Annotated in this window: 22 protein-coding genes; 6 read left to right on the top strand and 16 right to left on the bottom strand. The window is 49.1% G+C overall.

Annotated features, from left to right (window positions below; genetic code table 11):
* The first annotated feature begins 15 nt into the window (after window positions 1-15).
* The 4 genes from ggt to K5621_RS11835 all read left to right on the top strand — a co-directional run bounded on the left by ggt (window position 16) and on the right by K5621_RS11835 (window position 7578).
* On the top strand, window positions 16-1758 hold the full coding sequence (ggt, locus tag K5621_RS11820) for a gamma-glutamyltransferase (protein WP_221049321.1): 1743 nt from the start codon (window positions 16-18) through the stop codon (window positions 1756-1758).
* 548 nt (window positions 1759-2306) lie between these two features.
* Window positions 2307-4394 (top strand): hypothetical protein, encoded by a 2088-nt coding sequence (locus K5621_RS11825; RefSeq protein WP_221049322.1) that lies wholly within the window; start codon window positions 2307-2309, stop codon window positions 4392-4394.
* 368 nt (window positions 4395-4762) lie between these two features.
* Entirely contained in the window at window positions 4763-5176 is a 414-nt protein-coding gene (locus tag K5621_RS11830; RefSeq protein WP_100145725.1) for a DUF7079 family protein, read from the top strand.
* A 350-nt stretch (window positions 5177-5526) separates the two neighbouring features.
* A complete protein-coding gene (locus K5621_RS11835; RefSeq protein ID WP_221049323.1) occupies window positions 5527-7578 on the top strand; it encodes a TonB-dependent receptor in 2052 nt (683 codons plus the stop codon).
* A gap of 282 nt (window positions 7579-7860) precedes the next feature.
* Here K5621_RS11835 and K5621_RS11840 read toward each other — a convergent pair whose 3' ends face one another.
* From K5621_RS11840 to K5621_RS11905, 15 genes are all read right to left on the bottom strand, one after another.
* Complete coding sequence (locus K5621_RS11840) at window positions 7861-8268, bottom strand: PaaI family thioesterase (protein ID WP_221049324.1); 408 nt, start codon at window positions 8266-8268, stop codon at window positions 7861-7863.
* 97 nt (window positions 8269-8365) lie between these two features.
* On the bottom strand, window positions 8366-8707 hold the full coding sequence (locus K5621_RS11845; RefSeq protein WP_221049325.1) for a hypothetical protein: 342 nt from the start codon (window positions 8705-8707) through the stop codon (window positions 8366-8368).
* Window positions 8708-8716: 9 nt separating this feature from the next.
* Window positions 8717-9340, bottom strand: a complete 624-nt coding sequence (locus K5621_RS11850; protein ID WP_221049326.1) for a hypothetical protein — start codon at window positions 9338-9340, stop codon at window positions 8717-8719.
* A gap of 192 nt (window positions 9341-9532) precedes the next feature.
* Entirely contained in the window at window positions 9533-9958 is a 426-nt protein-coding gene (locus K5621_RS11855; RefSeq protein ID WP_221049327.1) for a DUF6559 family protein, read from the bottom strand.
* 6 nt (window positions 9959-9964) lie between these two features.
* Window positions 9965-10105, bottom strand: coding sequence for a hypothetical protein (locus K5621_RS11860; RefSeq protein ID WP_221049328.1), 141 nt, complete (start codon window positions 10103-10105; stop codon window positions 9965-9967).
* A 213-nt stretch (window positions 10106-10318) separates the two neighbouring features.
* Complete coding sequence (locus K5621_RS11865; protein ID WP_221049329.1) at window positions 10319-10900, bottom strand: GAD-like domain-containing protein; 582 nt, start codon at window positions 10898-10900, stop codon at window positions 10319-10321.
* Window positions 10901-11156: 256 nt separating this feature from the next.
* On the bottom strand, window positions 11157-12092 hold the full coding sequence (locus K5621_RS11870; protein WP_221049330.1) for a hypothetical protein: 936 nt from the start codon (window positions 12090-12092) through the stop codon (window positions 11157-11159).
* Between the two features lie 209 nt (window positions 12093-12301).
* Window positions 12302-12607: a hypothetical protein gene (locus K5621_RS11875; protein WP_100145710.1), complete on the bottom strand. Its 306-nt coding sequence runs from the start codon at window positions 12605-12607 to the stop codon at window positions 12302-12304.
* A 44-nt stretch (window positions 12608-12651) separates the two neighbouring features.
* Complete coding sequence (locus K5621_RS11880; RefSeq protein ID WP_025010478.1) at window positions 12652-12945, bottom strand: hypothetical protein; 294 nt, start codon at window positions 12943-12945, stop codon at window positions 12652-12654.
* Window positions 12946-13074: 129 nt separating this feature from the next.
* On the bottom strand, window positions 13075-13743 hold the full coding sequence (locus K5621_RS11885; protein WP_221049331.1) for a Type 1 glutamine amidotransferase-like domain-containing protein: 669 nt from the start codon (window positions 13741-13743) through the stop codon (window positions 13075-13077).
* A 110-nt stretch (window positions 13744-13853) separates the two neighbouring features.
* Window positions 13854-14711, bottom strand: coding sequence for a hypothetical protein (locus K5621_RS11890; protein WP_221049332.1), 858 nt, complete (start codon window positions 14709-14711; stop codon window positions 13854-13856).
* 69 nt (window positions 14712-14780) lie between these two features.
* Complete coding sequence (locus K5621_RS20005) at window positions 14781-15194, bottom strand: hypothetical protein (RefSeq protein WP_229671945.1); 414 nt, start codon at window positions 15192-15194, stop codon at window positions 14781-14783.
* A gap of 45 nt (window positions 15195-15239) precedes the next feature.
* Window positions 15240-15914, bottom strand: a complete 675-nt coding sequence (locus tag K5621_RS20010) for an alpha/beta hydrolase (protein WP_245003074.1) — start codon at window positions 15912-15914, stop codon at window positions 15240-15242.
* Between the two features lie 25 nt (window positions 15915-15939).
* Window positions 15940-16236, bottom strand: coding sequence for a DUF6228 family protein (locus K5621_RS11900; RefSeq protein ID WP_221049333.1), 297 nt, complete (start codon window positions 16234-16236; stop codon window positions 15940-15942).
* 41 nt (window positions 16237-16277) lie between these two features.
* The gene (locus tag K5621_RS11905) at window positions 16278-16559 is read right to left on the bottom strand and encodes a 7(1) septoil knot domain-containing protein (RefSeq protein WP_221049334.1); all 282 of its coding nucleotides are present in this window, start codon (window positions 16557-16559) and stop codon (window positions 16278-16280) included.
* Between the two features lie 716 nt (window positions 16560-17275).
* Here K5621_RS11905 and K5621_RS11910 point away from each other — a divergent pair.
* Complete coding sequence (locus tag K5621_RS11910) at window positions 17276-19426, top strand: TonB-dependent hemoglobin/transferrin/lactoferrin family receptor (RefSeq protein ID WP_221049335.1); 2151 nt, start codon at window positions 17276-17278, stop codon at window positions 19424-19426.
* Window positions 19427-20214: 788 nt separating this feature from the next.
* Entirely contained in the window at window positions 20215-20757 is a 543-nt protein-coding gene (locus tag K5621_RS11915) for a hypothetical protein (RefSeq protein ID WP_157929113.1), read from the top strand.
* Window positions 20758-20858: 101 nt separating this feature from the next.
* Here K5621_RS11915 and K5621_RS11920 read toward each other — a convergent pair whose 3' ends face one another.
* Window positions 20859-21293, bottom strand: coding sequence for a DUF4826 family protein (locus tag K5621_RS11920; protein ID WP_100145703.1), 435 nt, complete (start codon window positions 21291-21293; stop codon window positions 20859-20861).
* Between the last annotated feature and the right edge of the window lie 145 nt (window positions 21294-21438).

The following is a 21438-nucleotide window of genomic DNA, read 5'->3' on the forward strand; positions in this document are numbered from 1 at the left end:
GTATAAGGAAATATAGTGCGTCTGATAAAACCGCTGATCTTCGCCGTCGCTCTGGCTCTGCCTGCAGCCTCCACCCTGAGTTACAGCCCACAAGTTACCGCCAATGAATCCTCGATTTACAGTGAAATGGCCACAGCCCAGCCCGTTTGGGCCAAGCATGGCATGGTTTCCAGCCAGGAGGCACTGGCTTCCCGTATCGGGGTAGATATTCTCAAGCAAGGCGGCAACGCGGTAGATGCAGCTGTGGCCGTGGGTTATGCCCTGGCAGTGACTTTGCCCCGGGCCGGCAATATAGGTGGCGGCGGTTTCATGCTGGTACACCTGGCGAAGGAAAACAAGACCATAGCTATAGACTATCGGGAGATGGCTCCTTCCAAGGCCCACAGGGATATCTTCCTTGATGACAAGGGCAATGCGGTCAATAAACTCAGCCGCGAGCACGGCCTGGCGGTAGGCGTTCCCGGCACTGTGATGGGCATGGAGCTGGCCCTGTCCAAGTATGGCACCATGAAACGGGAGCAAGTGATAGCCCCGGCGATCAAACTGGCGCGGGATGGGATCAGCGTTACTTCAGATCTGGCCAACTCCCTCAATGGGGTTAAGCGCCGCATTTCCCAATGGCCAAGCTCTGCCGCTATCTTCTACAAGGCAGATGGCAGCAGCTTTGTACCGGGCGACATCATCAAGCAGCCTGAGTTGGCTCACTCACTGGAGCTGATTGCCAAACAGGGCAGCAAAGGATTTTACCAAGGGGAAACCGCCGAGAAACTGGTGAGTGCCATTCAGGCCGCCGGCGGCATCATGACCCTTGAGGATCTCAACAACTATCAAGCCATAGAGCGCCAGCCGGTGCGCGGACACTATCGAGGCTATGAGGTGGTTTCCATGCCGCCGCCATCATCGGGTGGTATTCATATCATAGAGATCCTCAACATTCTCGAGCAGTACCCCATCCATGATCTGGGCCATAACACCGCCGCCACTTTGCATCTTATGGCCGAGGCCATGAGACGGGCCTATGCCGATCGCAGCGAGTATCTCGGCGATCCGGATTTCTATCCTGTGCCGGTCAAAGCCCTGTTGAGCCCGGATTATGCCAAGACATTGGCCAAGAGCATCGACAGCAAGCACGCCACCCCTTCAAGCCAGATCAAACCCGGCAAGCTGGCACCCTATGAAAGTGACCAGACAACTCACTACTCGGTCGTGGATAAATGGGGCAATGCGGTATCCAACACCTATACCCTCAACTTCAGTTACGGCTCTGGGCTAGTGGCCGATGGTACAGGGATTTTGCTGAACAATGAGATGGATGATTTCTCAGCCAAACCCGGCACCCCCAATGGTTATGGTCTGGTGGGCGGTGAAGCCAACTCGGTACAGGGCAACAAGCGGCCACTGAGCTCCATGAGCCCGACCATGATAATGAAAGACGGTCAGCCGTTTCTGGTTACCGGCAGCCCGGGGGGCGCTAGGATCATTACCACAGTGCTGCAGATCATCATGAATGTGATTGACCACGACCTGAATATCGCCGAAGCCAGCTTTGCGCCGCGGATGCATCACCAGTGGTTGCCGGATGAAATTCGGGTTGAGCGCAGCCTCAATGGTGACACCATAGCGCTGCTGGAAGCCATGGGCCACCAGGTCAAGGTCAAAAGTGCCATGGGCAGCACCCAAAGCATTATGGTGACCGAAGAAGGTAAATTTGGCGCATCGGATCCGCGCCGTGCCGGCAGTGAGGCGTTGGGATATTAAGCCGTTTGTTCTCTAGAAACTGTCACTTAGGGACAATACGGATAATTCCTAGTGACACTCAGGCTCACAAGACAATTGGCGGTTAAGGTATCCGACCGATGGCATAACCGCCTACCTGAGTCGAATAATACAAAAACCGAGTGTGGTGAAAGCCCTGCAAGCCGGGGCGATTGCTATCAGCTAAATTCAATTGACCTGCATGCCCCCAAGGCCATGACTCCCAGCCTCTTGTTGCAAAACAACAAAAAAACACACTTAGCGTGTTTTAAGGGGCATTTTCCACACTTTATTACTGCTAGCACTTCGGAATTCCAAGCAAAAAAGGCCATTTAAAACGGAAATACCGCATTGACTGATGAAATTTGAAACAACAGCAAATTAAGTTATTGCATTGTTTTTAATCGAGAATTTTATGTGAACTCAATCAATTTATCTTTCCCTTATAAAATGTATCCTTTCTCCCCCTTTTGAAATGAAGCTTTATTTCATCAAGGGAAAGGAAATTGGACAACCTGAGGCGATCAGGTTTACTTATTTTGGGATAGCAAATGAAAAAAACGACTTTTCTTGCCGCTTCAATCACGTTGGCGCTGGCCGGATGTGGTGGCAGCGATAACGACACCACAACCAACTCATTCACGGTAAAAGCAATTGACGGTTATCTGGTAAATGCCGAAATCTATGCCGGTGACAACTGTCAAACCAAGCTGGCAACAACCGGAAGAGGCGGCATAGCCAAGATTGACAGCCAATATCTGGGGCAAAAAATCTGTGTGAAAGCCATTGCCGACAAGACCATAGATGAAAGTCGTGGCGTAGTAAAAAAAGCTTTTGAATTGAAAGCTCAGGCAAGCAAAGACGCAAACAGCCAGGTGATCAGTCCCATGACTGATCTGGTAGTCAAGCATATGGATGCTAACAAGGGTGTATCCCAAGCGGATGCCCAGAAAGCCGTATCTGCCAAATTTGCCGGTTTGAAAGCCGACTCTGAACTCTTGTTTGGTGACTATGTAGCCAAGAGCGGCAGCGACAAGGTTGCTCAGGCACTGAATATTGTTGGTGAAACTCTGGTTTCTCAACCCGATGTGGCTGAAGAATACCTGGAAGAGTTGGTTGAAGATGTCGCAGCCAAAGTCGATGCAGGTGATGATCTGAACGATTATGAGCCTGTGATTACTCCTGAAGGTAGCGTTGAAGCCAACCATAGACCTCATATCGCCCTGTCCAAAACAGAGCAGGATAAACTTCAGGCAATTACCCTTGAGTTAAATCAATCCATCGAACCTATCGATTTAGCCGCAGCCTTTGCCGACAAAGACAATGATGCCTTTGAATTGAGCGTGATGGAGGAAGATGGCAGCGTAGCGCTGGAAACTCTCGGATTGGCATTCGATGCCAAAACAGGCGTACTCAGCGGCACCCCTAAAGTCGCCGGCGAAATCGAATTGCATGCCTACGCTACCGACAGCAAAGGGGCCCGCTCTTACCCACTGGAAATTGAGATTGAAGTCAGCAGTATCAACCATGCTCCTGTCATCAATCCTGCCGAAAAGGTTGAACTCGAGGCTGAACTGGCGCGCATGGCGCTGACAGTGGGAACACAGATTGATCAGACTATTGAACTGGACGACCTGTTTGGCGATCAGGATAAAGATCAACTGACCTTCAACGCCACCACCGACATGCAAGGTGTCACCTTGAAAATTGAACAAGGCGACTCACTGCGTTTGTCCGGCAAGCCTGTGGTAGCCGGTGACTTTGTGATCACAGTGACAGTTAATGACGGCAAACATGCGCCTGTGAGAGCCGATCTTAAAGTCAAGGTTGCCGATAACGGTATCGCTCCTGAGCCAAAACACCCATTGGAAGGTAAAACCTGGTTCACCACTGAATGGGGTTCTGCCAATGAAAATGATGATGGTGTAATGCAGGTTTGGTGTGACACACTGGAATTTAAAAACAATTCTGTACTACGTAACGTCCGCACGGCTGAAAACCTGAGCGACTGCTCAAACTTGGCAACAGAAGAAGTTTCCACTTACCTCATCAACGACAAAGGTCAGATGGTGTTGGAATATGCCGATGATGAAGGTGTTGAACATCAAGAAACCATCGAGCTGAGCGACGCCATCGCCGGGGTGGGTACAGGAGCCAAAGTCGCCCAAATGTGGGGCGGTCGCTATACTCTGTTTGCCAACGCCGATGAAGTAGAAAAGCGCCTGGATATCGAATCTGATGATGATGCGGCCAATCGTATGTTTACCGCTGAACTTCCGGCAACGACAGACGCCACCTATCAATTGGGTCACCTGACCATGCAGATGACAGCGGCAGACAACGGCGGTGCCCATGTTGGCCTGTACTTCGATGTGCCTAACACCGACTTCAGCTGTGATGAAGTACGTGAATTCTACGATCTGAACCTGAGTTACCAAGGCATGGAGTATCGTATTCCAGCCGAACTGTTCCCCGGCGAAGAGAATGGCATCCAATATTGCTCAGCCCAGTTCAATATTGCACAACCTGTTGTTGGCAAGATCTATAGCGTTATCGGCCATGTGGCCGAAGACGATGCCGGTTTGGTCGAAGAGATTAAAACCAACATTGAATGGACTGGCAAAGGTAACAACGAGTAAGCCTACTCCGACATAAACAGACTCGATTGACTTTAGGTTTCTTAGCCTAAATTTAATTTGATACTGTTTAGGATCTTTGAGTTGCCCGTATCAAAAGGTTAATTCCAACGGGCAACTCTCTATTATTTAAAAATTTAGCCTATCACTGTTTATCCAGGACAGAGTCAACAGCAGTGTCAGTACTTTCCCAAGCCAATAGCCATATATAAAACGTTCTGTAAAAAATTCTGTAAAAACTCGCATCCAATTCAAGATAAAAAGCTCAAAAACCAAGCAAGCCAATGCTTAAATAATACACATCTTGCTTGCAGGTACTCCCCGCTTTGGTTAACCTCTCGGCACAGATAAAGCCCCAAAGGAAGGACCCTATGGCTGAATCCCACTGTCAAACAGAACAACAACTCCTTGAATCGCTCTACCAGCGCCAAGCAGTATGGAGCGCTCTGTCGGACTTATTTCTCGACACGGATGTGACCATGCACTACCCAGCTATCACCCGGATATGCGCGCTTTCCCCCTATTCCCTGCCGGAGCTGGAACATATTCTGTACCGCGAAGTGGCACCGGTATGCGGCCCTAATCTGTTCGATACCTGTGGCGAGTGGGCCGGGTTTGATGAAAAGTGGCTCAAAGAGAATATTGTGTTACGTCTCAATACGTCTCCCGGCCTTTGGCTGCGACTGAAACAACGCCTAGCACATAAAGTGTTCGCCCGTTACTTAGCTCCTCACTGGCAGCTCTTGTCGGCGCAGATCCAAAGTTGGCGCAATAACCAACGCTAACTTGCCCCTCAAAGTCTTTAGCCGCTGAGCATTGGGCGGCAGCGGCTTCCAACGGCCAAAGTCATATTGATTCCAGTCTGACTGAGATATAGAGCTCCCCTTTGCTCCAAACCATCGAACGTGCCTGAGCAACTTACCTTAAGTACACTCAGATGCCAGCCCTAAAATCTGCAGCAACTCATTTCATACATCCAATTTATCCCTTCTACAAAAGATTTCCCTACATTCAACCACAATCATTCTTAATGATAATAATTATCACTTGCACTCATGTTTATAACAATATAAATTTGCCCCCACTCAACGCTTAGTTTCTCAATCGCTTCATTTGTTAATCAGGACAGATACTCATGCCTAGCTACACGTTTAAGCTCAATGCCCTGCTGCTCGCTATGCTGGCATCACCGGCCTTTGCCGACGATGCTGTCGAGCGCGGAAATCAATCAATCGAAAAAATTGTCGTTTTGGGGGAAAAGACAGAGAAATCATTGAAAGACGTGAGTTCATCTGTATCTGTCATCACCGAGGAGCAGCTTAAGACGCTGCAATACCTGTCGGTGCATGACGCCATCTCAGAAATACCCAACCTGGTAGTGCTGTCAGGGCAGATGCCCAATATCCGCGGGATTTCCGGTAACGGCGCCGCCACCGGCTTTAGTGGGGTTTCCGGCGGCGCCAAGACCCGGGTATCAACCATAACCGATGGTGTGGCAGAACCTTTTATGGCGGATTTGACCGGCGATACCGGCATGTGGGACATAGAGCAAATTGAAGTGTTTCGCGGTCCCCAATCCACCAGTAATGGCCGCAACAGCATAGGTGGCGCCATGTTTATCAAGACCAAGGATCCGACTTTTGACTGGCAGGGTGCCGCTCGGGTGGGTTACCGCAGTGAGAGCCAATATATAGACTCGGCCGCCGCCATCTCCGGCCCTTTGATTGAGGATGAACTGGCCTTTCGCCTATCGGCGCAGCATACCGATGGTGAAACTTACGCCAACCCGATTATCCATGAAGCTAACCCGCCGGGCTTTGATCTGAATAAGCTCAACACAGACAGAATAAGAGCCAAACTCCTGTGGGAGCCCGCAGCCATTGACGGCCTCAAGGCCATGCTCAGCTATGCCAAAAACCATGAGCGCGGCAACACGGGACGGCAATACTTCAGTGGTGACGATCCCTTTAAGTATCAGCCCATCAACCCCAGAAACATGGACACTGAATCAGATACCGGCAGCATCAAGCTGGACTACAGGATCGGTGACAATTTTTCGATCGACTTCTTGCTGGCCAGAATGAACTACCACTGGGTGATGGATACCTATGACAAGGATCCTGCTACCGAGCAAGTGGTGAGTATGGAGGAGTCCAACACCACGGCTGAAACCAAGCTGCATTTTGGCCTTAACAGCGAACTCTACAGCGGCTTTATCGGCCTCTACTATTTCAAGCGCGATCAAGACTTCAACAGTATCGGCGGTACTGTTTATCGCGGCGACGACAATAGTGACTCCAAGGCGGTTTTCGGCGAATTTACCTATAACTTCACCGATGACTTCAGGATCACCGCCGGAGGCCGGGTCGAACGGGAATCGCAGCTGCGTAATTTCTGGATGAAGCAGCCGCAAACGCCCATAGAAGATACCCTGGACAACAGCAAGACCATCAAGTTGCCCAAGCTGGTATTGCAGTACGATATCAATGCCGAGACCACAGTCTCCTTAAGCGGTCGCCGTGGCTACAACGCCGCCGGTGCGGCGATAGGCTTTCCGGAGAATGAGTTCTACTTCTACGATGAAGAGTACGTAAACGCCTATGAACTTGGGCTGAGAACCAGCCTGGATGGCGGTAATATCAACCTGAGCGCCAACCTGTTCTACAACGACTACGACGGATATCAGGCCACAGGTTCTGCCAGACGGGTTATCAACATGGACAAGGTGATTACCTATGGTGCCGAGTTTGAAGCCTCAGCCATGGTGACCCGGGATCTGCGCCTGCACGGCGGCCTTGGGCTGTTGAGTTCGGAAATCAAGGAACCTGGAGAAGGTTATGCCTCTGCCAAGGGCAATGAACTGGATTCGGCCCCCTCAATGACCGCCAATCTCGGTGCCCAGTATTGGCTGACGGATCAGCTTACCTTCAGTGTCTCCGCCAACTATGTCGGTGAGTACTATGGTGACTTTGAGAACACAGAGGAACGAGTTGCCGGTGACTATGTGCTGGCACGTATGTCGCTCAATTATGAGACAGACAACTGGATCTTCAACGCCTTCGTCAACAACGCCTTTGATGAGAAAGCCGTGTTGAGTCGCTCTCCGGCAGCCCGTAACTACCCGGATGGCTATGCGGCGATAGTCGATCCCCGTAACTTTGGGATCTCTGTCACCTACCGGTTTTAGCCTTAGATAAGCCCAAAGGCTCCAAAGGGAGCCTTTTTAATTTTATTGAAGCCCCTTTGACAAAGGGTTACGGTTTCAAAGCCGGTTCATGACTGAGCCGCAAACCACATGAAGTAGGCATAGTTTTACAGCATGCACTTGGCCAGGCTGCAGATACTCCCTGGATGCCGAAGGCCCAAAAAACGATACATCACAGTTATCGAGTTCGGCATTGAGCAAGGCCCAAGCCCCTGGAAGGATCGAATCACAAGGGCAGCAACAATTTTTGAATGGAGTTAGGGGCTAGTTCGTCGGCGGAATGGAATAAGTGCCCACGGCATGAGCCACAACTTCGCTGTGTCCATCTGAAAACACAGACACTTCGGCAATCGCCAATGATTTACCCAATTTCAGCAGCCTACAATCGGCAACTATGTCACACTCGGCGCTGGGTTTACGCAGGAAGTTGATATTCAGGTTGGTAGTTACCGCCAGAGGCACTATACCTATTTCCGCCAACAAGGCGATATAGATGGCAATATCGGCTAACTCCATCATGGCCGGCCCTGAGACAGTACCGCCGGGGCGCAGGTGCGCCTGAGTTATCGGCTTACGCACTCTGGCCGACTTATCTCCCAGATGTTCAATCACAATACCGCTCTGTGGCAGCTCGTAGTTAATAAAAGCTTGCAGCTCGGCGATAGTCACCATCTAAACCTCCTTGATTATTTGGTCAATCTTGCGGTATCAATGGGCCATGGGTATCACTTGAGCATTAACAGCCTCTGGTTTAGCCATGTTTGCCCTTCTACTCCTGTTTGGTTCTGGGCTTTGATACCGCTTTTAATTGTTGCCGCCGTTTAAGCTCCCGCCCCTGAAGGGTAAATATCAACCAGACTAACAGCAAAGGCAGCATTGGGACTATCCCCCAAAGCAAACCCATTAAGCTTGCTACCATGGTGTATTTAAGCTGATATACCGGCACCAACACCCAAAGGGGATAGCTGTAGAACAATCCTCGCACCAGACGCATCGACAAACTGCGATGCAGTTCGGCGCCGGGCAGCGAAGCAAACATCAAGGCAAACCAGCCCAAAACGCCTGTCAGCAGAACAACCGCCAGCACCAATTTGACCAATAGTTCTGCCATAGTTTCGGTTTACAGGTATCTTTGTCTGCAATCACCACAAACATAATGATTGGCTAACAGTTGCTTGGTATCTGCGGCATGACAAACTTCGCAAAGCTTAACAATGTTAGAAAAGTCAAAACCAGATTGATTTTTCAGGTGGGATAGCAATTCATGATTAACCGGGTTAGCTTCCGGCTCAGCGTTGGTATCTAAGTCCACTTCCCTTTGGGCAACCAACGAGCCATCTTGTGAAAGGGACTCTAGTTCCCCATTGGCGGCCCCAACAGCCTGCTTTACTTCTTGATTGGCCTCCTCTTCCTCAGCAACTACAGGCGTTTCCTGATTGTTATTCAGGAATAACCAAACAAGCAAACAGATAACACTGTAAATAGTTCCGGCAGGCCACATCACCAAACCAATCGCACAAAAGGTACCACCTGCGAGCTTATTCTCACCGAAGCCTCCCCAAAACCCCAAGCCACCATAGGCAAAACAGGCCAAGGCGATGACAACAAAAAGACTCGCGTCCACAGCCAAGCCATTGGCCGCAAAAATACTGTGAAACAGGCTGGCGCCACCAAGGAATAGCAAGCCAATAAAAAAACTCAGCACCCCACCACTAACAAACAAAACCTTTAAAGCCATATGCATCAGTCAATCTCCTTTTTAATTATTCGTCCTGGAGCGCATGCGCTTGAACTTAGGACGCCTCATCCTTGAAAAATTGGTTTGATTGGGCACTCCTAAAAACCTTGTTTCAATTAAGCCCGATAACACACCCTATCGTCATGCGAAAAAGGCGACTGCGACAAGCCCCCAAAAGACTTAAAACCATGGTTTTAATTAATCTCCGGTTGAGTCACAATCCAAATCAGCCCCAGCAGCATGCGCTGCACTATGGCCTGTACAGGCATCATGCAGGCTCGTGATAGAAAAATCCTGTGGCCGGCCAAAGATAACCTCCGCAGCTTCCCTTCTCAGTTGCCCATAGTCCGGCTCTCTGGGACCTTGAGCGATGGAGGTTTGCATCGAGGTGCGGGAAAACTCGGCCGGTGAGCAATACATGGCATAAGCATAATATTCATTGGTCGAAATCCCGCCATTGCTATCACAGGCTTTGGCCGGACGCCTGAACTTTTGTCTGATTAAGGCCCTTTCCAGCTGATTTCTGGAGTAATATCTCTTCTTGCCGTAATGCTTTAGCAAATCCCTGGATAGCCTACGGGCATATTGCTTTATCTTTCGTTTTCGAAATAGATGGGCAAACATAAGAACTCACTCTGCTTGGCTCGCTTCTCCAATATGCCGCTTTGTGCTCAAAGCCTGATTGGAGCCCACTTGCCGAGCGGCATCAAAGAACAGATATGGCGCGGCAAATAAGTTAATGATCAGGCTATAAAACAGCAGCAGCGCCACACCCAAACCTGTCATGACGGTTTCGGCGCCGCCTGAGCCTTGTCCCAGAATCCGCAACAAGCCGTAAATAAAGATCAGCCCGGCGGCCTACCAGCATACGTTCATGGCGGTCTGTCTTGTCGCCGACAAAACCAGCTTGCCAAGCGTGTACAAGCAGGCTAGCCAGAAGACTATGACTGCTGCCCGATTCAATTTCTGCTCCTGTTCTCGCAGTTAGGCTTCAAGTGCCAATTGCAGCAAGAAGTCCAGCTGAACTCTGGCATCGCCTCTTTGAGTCTTATCAATGGCAGGCTCGCCCCCGAGACGCAGTGCCGGGGTGTAAAAATAGATCTGGTTTGGCTGCAGCTTGCCTTGCTGGTCACTGACTTGCTGAAGTTCCTTCTTCCTGAAGAAGCTGGTTTGCACTTCATCGTCACAACACCAGTCGTTGAAGAAATCTTCCATGCTCCAGGTGAGCACATCTGTCTGTGAAGTGTGGGGATCGATAAAGGCGATATCTTCATCCCCTTCATCGCTCAGGAGCCGATAATAAAAAATGTCGCCAAAACAGCTGATAGCGAACGGGATGCGACTCATGTCTTCATCCAACATCAGCCAGCCCCAGAGATTGTCCAGGTATTCATCCGGATCAATAAGTTGGATTAAACCATCACCATAGTGGCCAAAGCCATGTTGTTGCCACAGTTCCAATAAGCACTCGGGCAAATGGTCCCGATATTTGGCAAGAGTTGACGCCGATACTGGCTTGATATCTGCGCCGGGTGGCAGATGGTCGATAAAAGATTGCAGAAGCATTGAGGTAAAATTCCTTTTCCTATCAGAATAACTGTCACAAAACCTTGGGTTTTCCGTGACCTTGATTTAAAAGCCTTAGCAGGCACTTAGGTATGACATGGGGCGAGGATAAGCCCGTTGCCGATTATGCGGCCTTTTATGCAACAAATGCAAACACCGCCAATGTGCCATCCCCGGGAAACGTGATACTTGCACTGAAATAATACTGCCCCCATTTGTGTCCTTAACCAGAGTAAAAGTAGCTTTGTTTGCCTACTTATTCATACAGGATATTGACACTAACGAGACGGTCTATACTCAGGCCACTGAAAAAAGTAAAGAGTCGATCTGACTCAACAAGTCGCCTATGGCAACGATTTTCCATTGTCGCATAGGGCTCCCTCGAAAAGGATCCAGATGAGGGGAATTTCGGACGGTTATCGATCTTAACTTCGCCGACACGACCAAAATCAAGATAAAAACCTTCTGCTTTATCTCTAATAGATGAAGACTGCTTTGCCACAGGGGGTTCTATTAGGGTAAAAACACCATTTGTAAACATGCTTTGCAGTTCCTCATTGTGAAACCTAACTTTGACTTTATGTTTATTTCCTTCAATCCAAACATAATATTCAACTTTATTATTACCGGTCGCCTCATAAAAAAATGCATTAAAAGGTAAACTCTCGTCCAATTGTATCGAAGCATTGCAATATACTGATGCCTTTGGTTCTTCACCTACCAGCATACTAACAAGCATGTCGCCATAAATTTTTCTTTTGGTTAAAACAAGATCGTTTTCAAAAGTGAAATTGGTTTCAAAAACCTCTGGAACTTGCTCTGCTTTCAATTCCTCCGCGGCTCTATCCAGGGTAAAACTGACACCCAAAGATAATGCCTTACGTGCAGCCAGTATCTTGCCTAGCGCCTGTTCAATCCGCTGTAATTTAGCTGGTTCAGCCTCACTCTCGGGCAAGGTCAAAATCACAGTTTTGGGATCATCTTTCGCCAGGCGCATTCTCGCTCCGGTAACATCAATCCCTTGCTCTTCCAGTAGAGTCAGAATCTCAACAGATAGATCTCTATCTACACTGGGTGATGAAATATGATTTAAGGCAGACGTATCAAAAGTCAAATAAGCAACTTCACGACTACAGCCACTTAGCAACAAAACAAAAAAAACACCCAATAACTTTTTCGACAAACTATCCATGTTCTCATTCCTTTTCAAATGACGCCAATAATATCAAGGAGCCATCTTACATACCTTTCACATTGTTGAAGTATATAAATACAAAACCATTCTTACTTTAACACACCAAAGCTCCATCCTGACAATATTAATTAGACCAAGCTTTAGGGTGATTATTATTTACGATAAATATCTTGCAGAGTTATTTTGGAGGCAGCATTGCAAAATAATCACTGTTCTGCTTCTTTGGCCGCCAGCCACTCACATTCGGCTGTGGTGGCCAATTCCCCCAGTTGACGACGCTGATCCCGCCCCTGGAAACCACAACGAGTCCCCTTGCGAATAGGTACCGCATATTGAATATCACGGGCCAGTTGCCCGAGAAATAGATTGCCGGAACGGCGATACTCTGCCACTTCCCGTTCATTGAGCTGGATCATAAAGCGGTTATTATGTCGGCAAAGCACATCCAGATATAGTTGTCCTTCATGCTCCAACAGGTACCATTGCGCTTGAGACATTGCCAATACTTTCATACCCAGCTCCCGATTATGCCGCTTTTACCTAAAGAGGCACAAAATTACAGCAGCGTAAGCCACTCTGAGGTATCTGCCAGAATAAACTCATAGCGTTTGCCATCATTGAGAATGACCCGCAGCGCATCTGCCGATATAGGGAAAATACCGCCGCCAGTAGCCAGACACTTTTCTACCGCGCAGATATCATCACGCTTGAGTGTGTAGGGCCCCAGCCCCAGTTGCTGATTGAAAGGCACAAACCTGAGTTCATTGCCGGTCAAAGAAATCTTGCCATCGGCTTTGGCCACTCCGTTCTGCACTGTAGTCATTGACGATTTGATCAGTTCTGCTGCCATCCTTGCTTCCTCTTGGGTGATGCCTTGCTTCCTTAAGGCCTTGTTGGCATACGCCATCAATAATGTTCAAACTACCTCAATAGATGAGGTTTGTCATCCCGATGAACGGGCACTGCTGCACTGCAGGGCTCAGGCGATAGCCTCTGGCAGGATGAGCTCCGGCGCGCCAAAACTGTGAAGTCGGCCATCAATAATGGCCAGCGCGTCTTCATCCGAGCAGAGATAAACAGGCAAACCATGCCGCTCTGCCAATTGCTTTGCACGCTGTTTTTGGCTGAGGCCATGGGATTGGTCTCGGCTCTGCGAATGAACCACATGGGGCACAAATAAAAGTTCGGCCAAGCCCAGCGCCTTCAGATTTTCAAGGCCTACTGTATTGCTGTCACCACAAAGCGCCGCGGTTTCTATGTTGGCGGTCAGCAGCATGGCGCCGGCACTGACACCAACCAGGAGATGTCCTGATGCAGCATAACTCTTGAGTTTCTGCTGTTGATTTCGGCTATACAATCCATGTAAAAAACGGTAAGTATCCCCGCCAGAGAGATGCACTAAAGGCTTATCCAGTAACCTCTGCATCGCAGTGTCGTTAAAGCCCTGTTCAAAATCCAGGTAGGTGTTGAGACCTATGCCAAGGCCTTGATAAAACGCCTGTGTTGGCCGGTAGAAATTCCCCTCGGGATCAGGCTCTGAACCTATGTAACCACCCGCTTGCCCTTTAAGCCCCAGAGCCGCGATAACAAACGCAAGCGCCTCACGGCCTCTTGCACTTTGGTGATTACTGAGCAGCAGTAGATTCATATTTTTTCGCTCCTTGAAAGTCGGCAGTTTCTTACAACACCCAGAGTTTCCCGCTCACAGCCTCAACGGCCATTCGCGCCGTGATTGATAAAGTTCTTCAGCCTAAGACATCAGCGCAGGGAGTCAAAAGCAGCCAGCAATGCTTCATCTTCTCTTTCTAACAGGCACTCGCCAATCTCATCTATGGGTAACGCAGCGCTGCGGGACAACAGCTTGAGGGCTTCAATATGCTCAAGAGTCAGTTCATGCTCGGTAAGCAAGAACGACCAATCGAAACTGTCGACAAGCGCCTGCTCGACACCATCGGCATACAGCTGGTTAAACTTTTTTGGGTTGTGACCGAAGATCAATGCCGCCAAGCAAGCATATTCGCCGAATTCACTGTCATCATCAAAGCAGTAATCCAACGCTATGCCTCGACTTAGCAAGGCAGCCAAAGCCTGTTCACCGGCTTCATCCAAATGGTATTCATTGTAAAACAAACAGGCCGCCGCCGTAGCCAGTGCCTTATGGGAGAAGACGTATCTGGGCAGTAGAAAATTAAAAATGGCGTAAGCGTCAGACTCTCCTGCGAAGACCAATGCCAACAACCGGTTATGGTCCAAGCGGCCACCCACTGAAATAAACGCGCTAATAAAACCGAGATAAATATCGTGACACAGCCGGTAAAGATGTTCAGGGTCGTCTTCGACCAAGCTGCCATCCGGGCAGTTGACTTTGATGATGTCAAATAGTGGCGTAAACTGCTTCGGCTCGGAATAATACGCCACACGACAATACATAAGATAATAGATTTGATAGTCCTTGATAACGGCGTTCGCTCTGAGATAAGAGATGATCTCAAGCCAGGCCGGGTCTTTCTCTATCCTGAACATATATTGGGACCAGGCTTTCGGCATATGCTGGCGCAAATAGTCCAGATTGCCTTCTTCAACATGTTGTTTTATCTCATTTAATCCACGAAACACGGCATTCCTCTCATAACAGGTGTAAATCTTCTCCAGGAAATCCCGGGCTTGGTAGGTAAAAGACCTGAGTTAGGGCTGACTCAGTTTTTGCTCAAGCGCCCGGTTCTGAGCCATAATCTCTTCGAGAAAAACCGAACCATGCAGCCTGGCCAATTGCAGCGCCTTGATAGAAGCCGCCATTGCCTTATCGAGCTGTTGGTTAAGCGTATAGGCCGTTGCCAGGCTGTCCCAAAGGATTTCCGAGCGAGCGAATCTCTCTACTCCTTGCTCCAATATGGCAACGCCCCAGGCAGTTTGGCCCTCATAGGCGGCCTTTAGGCCGTATACATTGAATTGATGTGCCGACAACGGAAAGGTATAGCCATACTCGGCAGTTTTTCCCCTGTAGAACGCCAGCAGTTGTTGCAGCGACATCACATCGACTTGTGGTACCGCGTTCCAGCCACTGAAGATGGCTTTAAGCCCCTCGACATTGCTAATCAAGGAAGTGCTGTCGTGGGTTTCTCGGGCAAAACGGGCATTGAAAACCTATAGCTTTGACGGCTTCTTGGTGTCCAGTTTTTGCAGCATGGCGTCAAAAGCCTGCACCATCTCGCCTGGCTCACTCGCCATACTGAGAAACCAGCGCATGGGCGTTTTACGCTTGCGAGTCTGGTATTTGTCGTAATCTGTAATCAAGGCACCATCGTCCCACCAGAGGCTGGGACTAATGGCTATCGCGGCATTGAAGGAATATGCCGGACCGAGCGCCTGATAACTGCTGTAAAGCCCGGCCAAAGAGTGGCCAAATATCGTCCGGTAAGGCGCCAGACGGTAACGTTCACTCCATGCAGGCAGCAGTTCCTCTGCGATAAAACGGTTATAAACATCAGCCTTTCCCGCCCTTGCGGCGAAATCTTCCGGCTCTGTGAGAGTAAAGTACTTGAGTCTGTCGCGGGTGCTTATGCCCACCACTATCATTTCCGGCACTATGGCGTATGTGCTCAGAAAGCCAACGCTGGATGCCACATGATGAAACTGAGTCGAACCATCAAGTACCAACAACAAGGGGTAATGAAAACTGTCTGAATGTCGATAACTCTCGGGCAAAGCAACCTGAACTGTCACGGCTTCATCGATAAGCCCGGCCGCAAGTGTAAAACGCTGCTCTTCGGCCAATGCAGTCAGCGACAGCAAGGCACAAAGCAAAAATACGAATCTCATGGAAATCCTTGTCAGTAAAACGTCTTTAAAGGGCATTCAAAGGCCGGCCGGCGCGGGATAAAAGAAATCTTTGCCATTCATCGCCAATGCCTGCAACAGCCCAGCTTTGCTCGCCTTGCCAACCCTGCCACTGCCGGGCAAGCTCCTCAAAGAAATCCGCCGGGTTCCGTCCGTAGGGAAGATTATCCACCCTCACACTTGCCTGCATGCCTTCTCCCGAGATGGTCACGCAATAGTGTTCAAGCCAACCACTGGTGTCCAGCTCGGGTTTATGAAAACGCACAGAGCAGCCAAAGCTGTTTTTCAATATCCATTCTTTCACCTTTCCGGCGTCCTCTTTACCTGGATTTACAAGCCCTCGGGTTACAAACGGCCTTTGAGCGGGTGCTGGGTTTGCCAACCGCTGGCTCCGCGGCTGCTGACAAAATACACCAGCAGATCGGCCGCGCCACGATGGCTGACCCAATGAATGAGTGACGTAGCCATTGAGCGGCTCGCCACCTGACACCAGAGACTATCCTGATTGTGCGTAGCGCCGCGGCTGTCGACTCGATAAACCAATAGATCGGCGGCCGCGCGGGAGCTGACTTCATGTACCAGCACCTTGGCCGCTCCCCGAGCCTGAACCTCATAAATAAGTGCCATAGAACCTCCTTATTACCACTTTAGTCCTTTTAAATTCAGATAGTTATTACTGCCACCAGCTTAAAAGCCAACTTGTATTGTCGATATTCTCACGGCTAGAGCCTTATAGACTTTGGCGATTGTTCCATCTGGGGCGCCGCCTCTTATTTCAAAATCCAAAGTGCTTAACGCCCTCAAGCAATAAAACATAAAAGTCTCAAAGACTCGCTCTGACAAATTCAGTTATGTCACTGACTTTTGATAGGCAACGTCTCGACTCAAAGAAATCAATATGACAGTTGAAGCCTGATGAATGCGGCTCTGAAATGTTTCAGACGTCCTGTTAATCATTAAGCCGGTCGATTTGACAACAGATTGACTCGAGGCAAGTGTACGAGTGGGCAATCTTAATAAAAAATACCGATTTTAAATAGCGTTAAAACCGTTAGTTTGATTTTCATCTCTTTTCCAATCAATCACTTGATACCCAAGCTGATAAGATCTTGCTTAGTCCCTTGAGCCGATAGTCAATGGCGACTTCTGGAACACAACATTATCCGTTTACACCAAGCAAACAGAAAGCATTTTGCCATTCCCGTCACACTCCGAAGAGTTACTCAAAGTGAAATACTCATAATAAACAAAGCATTATTGAGCATGCGACAATTGGTCGCATCCATTTTTATCTGTGTCTATTCCTATCATGCACTCATTGTAAATCTATGTAGGATAACCTCGTGAAACCTCTGACTTTTTCCATATCAACAATCACATTGGCACTCTTGCCAAGTTACCTGCTACACGCCCAAACGGTGGATGAAGTCATGGTGGTCGTGGGGAATCGAAGTGCCGCCGCCATCTCAAATGTCAGCGGCAGTGTCACGGCTATTTCTTCCCAGGAGATGGCTCGTAATATGGCCAACAATGTCCAAGATGCAGTCAAAGCGGAACCTGGGGTCGAAATAGCCGGCACCGGGAAGTTCGGCTTAAGCAGCTTCAACATTCGAGGTATGAACGAAGACAGGGTAAAACTACTGATTGATGGCATAGAACAACCGGTATTTTTTAAAGCTGGCAGCGGCTCCCCTCATACAGATGTGATCAACCAATATTCTGCGGGTTTTGAACTCGATACTCTCACCGCCATTGAAATCAATAAAAATGCGGCTTCCAGCCTCTATGGCAGTGATGCGATAGGTGGGGCCGTACTATTACGCACCAAAACACCTGATGATGTACTTCAAGGAGAAGCCCGGGCGCTGAACCTGTCTCTGGGCTATACCGGTGCTAATCAGGGGGTTAAAAACACCCTCGAAGCCGCAGTAGACAATGGTAACTGGCAAGGATTGGCAATTTATACATTCCGAGATGAAGCCGAAACACAAGCTCACGGAGAGGGTGCCGATATCATTGGCGTCATGAGAGGGCTGGCCGATCCGGCCAATTATCGGAGTCACAATTTATTGCTAAAGGGGGTATCGCAACTGACAGGTTCCCAAACCTTGGCGCTCACGGCAGAACTATACTTGCGCGATGGCGATAGCGATTTATGGTCAATGGAAGGCTATACGGTTGCCGGGCGAGGCAATCAACCCGATACTCTTTACTTCAATAACCGGCTCGAAAGCGAACAATCGCGCTGGCGCCTAACCATGGCGCACCAATGGGATGCCAACAAGCATTTATTTGATTCCTGGCAATGGCATCTCAGTTGGCAACAAGCCGATACCGACAATGACAATTACCGTACAAAAAATACCGACTGCCTTGCCGACTGTGTATTAATCCGCAACCGTGAAGACAAACATCTGCAACTACATGGTCAGTTTGACAAGCAAGTGTCCTTAAATAGTGCTGAACAACATTGGATCTATGGTGTATCGGTAGTACACAGTGAGTTTGACTCATTTTATCAAGATCTCGACTCAGAAACCGGGGTGGTGACCGACACCAATACGACCATGCCTGCAGCCAAAGCCCTGCGTAGCGGACTTTTTATTAAACAACAACTAACAGCAAATGCTTTCCCACTGCAATGGGATTTAGGATTGAGATATGACGATTATCGTACCGATCCCGACGGGGATTTGGCTCGTCATGAAAGTAATGTACTGACATTCAATACCGGCTTGCTATATCGTTTAACCGACGAGCTTGGCAGCTATATTACGGTTACCAGCGGTTACCGGGCCCCTTCTTTATACGATCTTTACTATCGTCTCGACTTACCCCATGTCACCATTCTTCCCAACGAATCGCTCGAAGCCGAGCGTAGTACCAACTATGAGTGGGGCATTCGTTGGAACAGTAAAAATACTCAATTAGAGGCCGCGCTTTACTACAACGACTACCGAGATTTTATTGACAGCGTTGTTGATGACACTGTCTGGCCAAATGTAATGCAATACCAGAATGTCGGCGAAGCTTGGATCCGTGGCGCCGAGCTCAAGGCCCATTGGCAACTGTCTGATTGGTTAGATGGGGCGTCATTAAGAATGTCTGCCGCCTGGTCAGAAGGTAAAAATCGTCTTACTCAAAGGGCTCTGGACACTATAGCCCCTTTCAACAGCACTCTGGATCTGAGTTATGACCACCCTGATGGACACTGGGGGGCCAGCTGGTTTATCAAATACAGTGCCGCCAAACAAGGAGACGACTGGACAGAGCTTAACAATTTGACCGCGCCTGAATACCTGTACATGGATTTGCTGGCTTACTGGCAGGTCACTGACGAACTCAAATTGCAAGTAGGCATCATGAACTTAACCGATGAGCGATATTGGCTTTATGGCAATTTGGCCGGGTTACAAGCCGATCCACAAATGAACCCGGATCGCCTCACCCAACCTGGACGCCATATCAATGCCACCCTGCACTATCGCTTTTGAGGATAAAAAAGATGCCCTCTATGTTTAATGGACGTGGCTTGTTGAAGCTCATTCAATGGTCTGGGGTCACGGTATTTCTAGTGACCCTTTTGGCGGGATGGTGGCTTCCGGATAAGAGTGAACTCTGGGTTCGTAGCCTGTTCTGGGGGTTATTCTGGCCGGTACTTACCGTGACCTTGTTATTACTATCCGGCCCACTGTTTTGCGCCTTCTGCCCTTTGGGCGTCCTGGGGCGAAGCATAAGTAGGTTTGGTCTTGGCCGTCGCCTACCTCAAAGATTGAACCATATGGGCTGGAGTTTAGCCACGCTGCTCGGCAGTTATTGGTTGGTCAATGCCGCAGTTTCAGGAGGCTATGGGAAACTCCCTTTGACCGCCACCTTGATATTTTTCAGCACTTTTTTGCTACTGATGTTGTTAATGTCGATATATTACCGCGACGCCCCCTTCTGTCGCAGCCTGTGCCCTTTTGCTGTAATAGCCCAAGGATGCTCCAACACAAGCTCTCTTACCGTAAAATTGAGTCAAGATTGCCAAAACTGCCGTTCAGTCGAGTGCAGTCGCCTCTGCCCGCAACGTATCTCATTGCCACTGTTAAACGACAGCCGCCAACATCAAAGTTGTAATCTCTGCCTGGCATGCTTTTCTCAATGTTCCTCATTAAGCCTGGGGTATTCAACGCACCGACCTCAGGTCCCCCGCCCGATGATCTATGCTTGGGCCTATATAGCATTAATTGCCATGGTCACAATCCAAACGCAACTGCAGCACAGATGGGATAGGAGCAACATGAGAGAGCTACTGCCCTGGAACACGTTAGCCGAATACTTAAGCCCCTCAATAACGCTCCCTTGGCTCAACGTATCCGGGCTATTATTGACTCTGTTTGCACTATTAATAACCGCCACTATCGTCTGGAGCTCTGCTGTCGCGGCCTCAATCTTTATCAAAGACCGCAAGCAGAATTGGTTGCCAGACATGCTATCGATCAATATCCCTCTGCTGTTATGTCTGTTGTTATCACATGGATTAATGATGTTTATGAGCCGCGGTATCAGTAATCTGGTGAATGGTCTGGCACAACTTGGGGGCAGCCAATGGCAGTTCACTGGATTGGCGCGCGATAGTGACATCATGCCTTGGTTTTCCATACTGTTATGGCTGGGCGTTGGTTGGAGTCTATTACTGGCCTGGAAATGGGCAAAACCTCATAGTCGGTCGGCTCTATCCCATATCGGCTTATGGGGTATTGGCTCCAGCTTGATCTGGTTATTTTTAGCCCTAAGGTTTGGCGGCATCATGCTAGACACCGCGGCTGTTCGTTGTCACTGAGCGCCCTTGCCCCATGGCATACGCGCTAAAAAAGAATGCCGTTCACTATCAGTGAACGGCATTCTCGTGTTAATTTTTTACTGTTCAACAATTACGGAGACTCAACCCCAGAGTTGATCATCCTGCTGAATTTTGTAGAGGCTCTCGGCTCTGGAGACCAGCAACTGGGCAAACTTGGCCTGGGTAGGATCTTTGGTTGCCCCCGACTGCACCAGGTTCTCGGCCTTAAGCTGCCAGGTCAGCGAAAAGTGACGCAAGGCTTCGCGAGCAGTGGCCGCTACGCTGACATCAACATAGTCGGAAGGCAAGTCACCGGACATTACCCAATAAGTCTTATGGCTGGGCTGTTTGGATTCGATTTTCCACATGGCGACATAAGGCGCCAGATAGCGGCTTTCTGCCGGTACTACTTTGCTGGGGATCACCCCTTTCTCTGCAAGAAATTTATTGGCTTTCTGGAACTGTTCACGCACCCAAGCCTGACGCAAGGCTTCCTGCTGTTCGGCGCTGGGCGGTGTACTTGTCTGTTCAGTCATAAACTTTCCTTTCTTCTTGTTTGTTTTTATTGTGCTTTTTATTCTGTGTCGATTCGATTTAGCCCCCGAGCCGCCTTGAGTCGCAACACGGTAACAAGGCTTCAGACCGAGAACTAAACCAGCTTTACGTTAACGTAAAGTGGAA

Source organism: Shewanella carassii, assembly GCF_019670705.1.
Classification (GTDB): Bacteria; Pseudomonadota; Gammaproteobacteria; order Enterobacterales; family Shewanellaceae; genus Shewanella; species Shewanella carassii.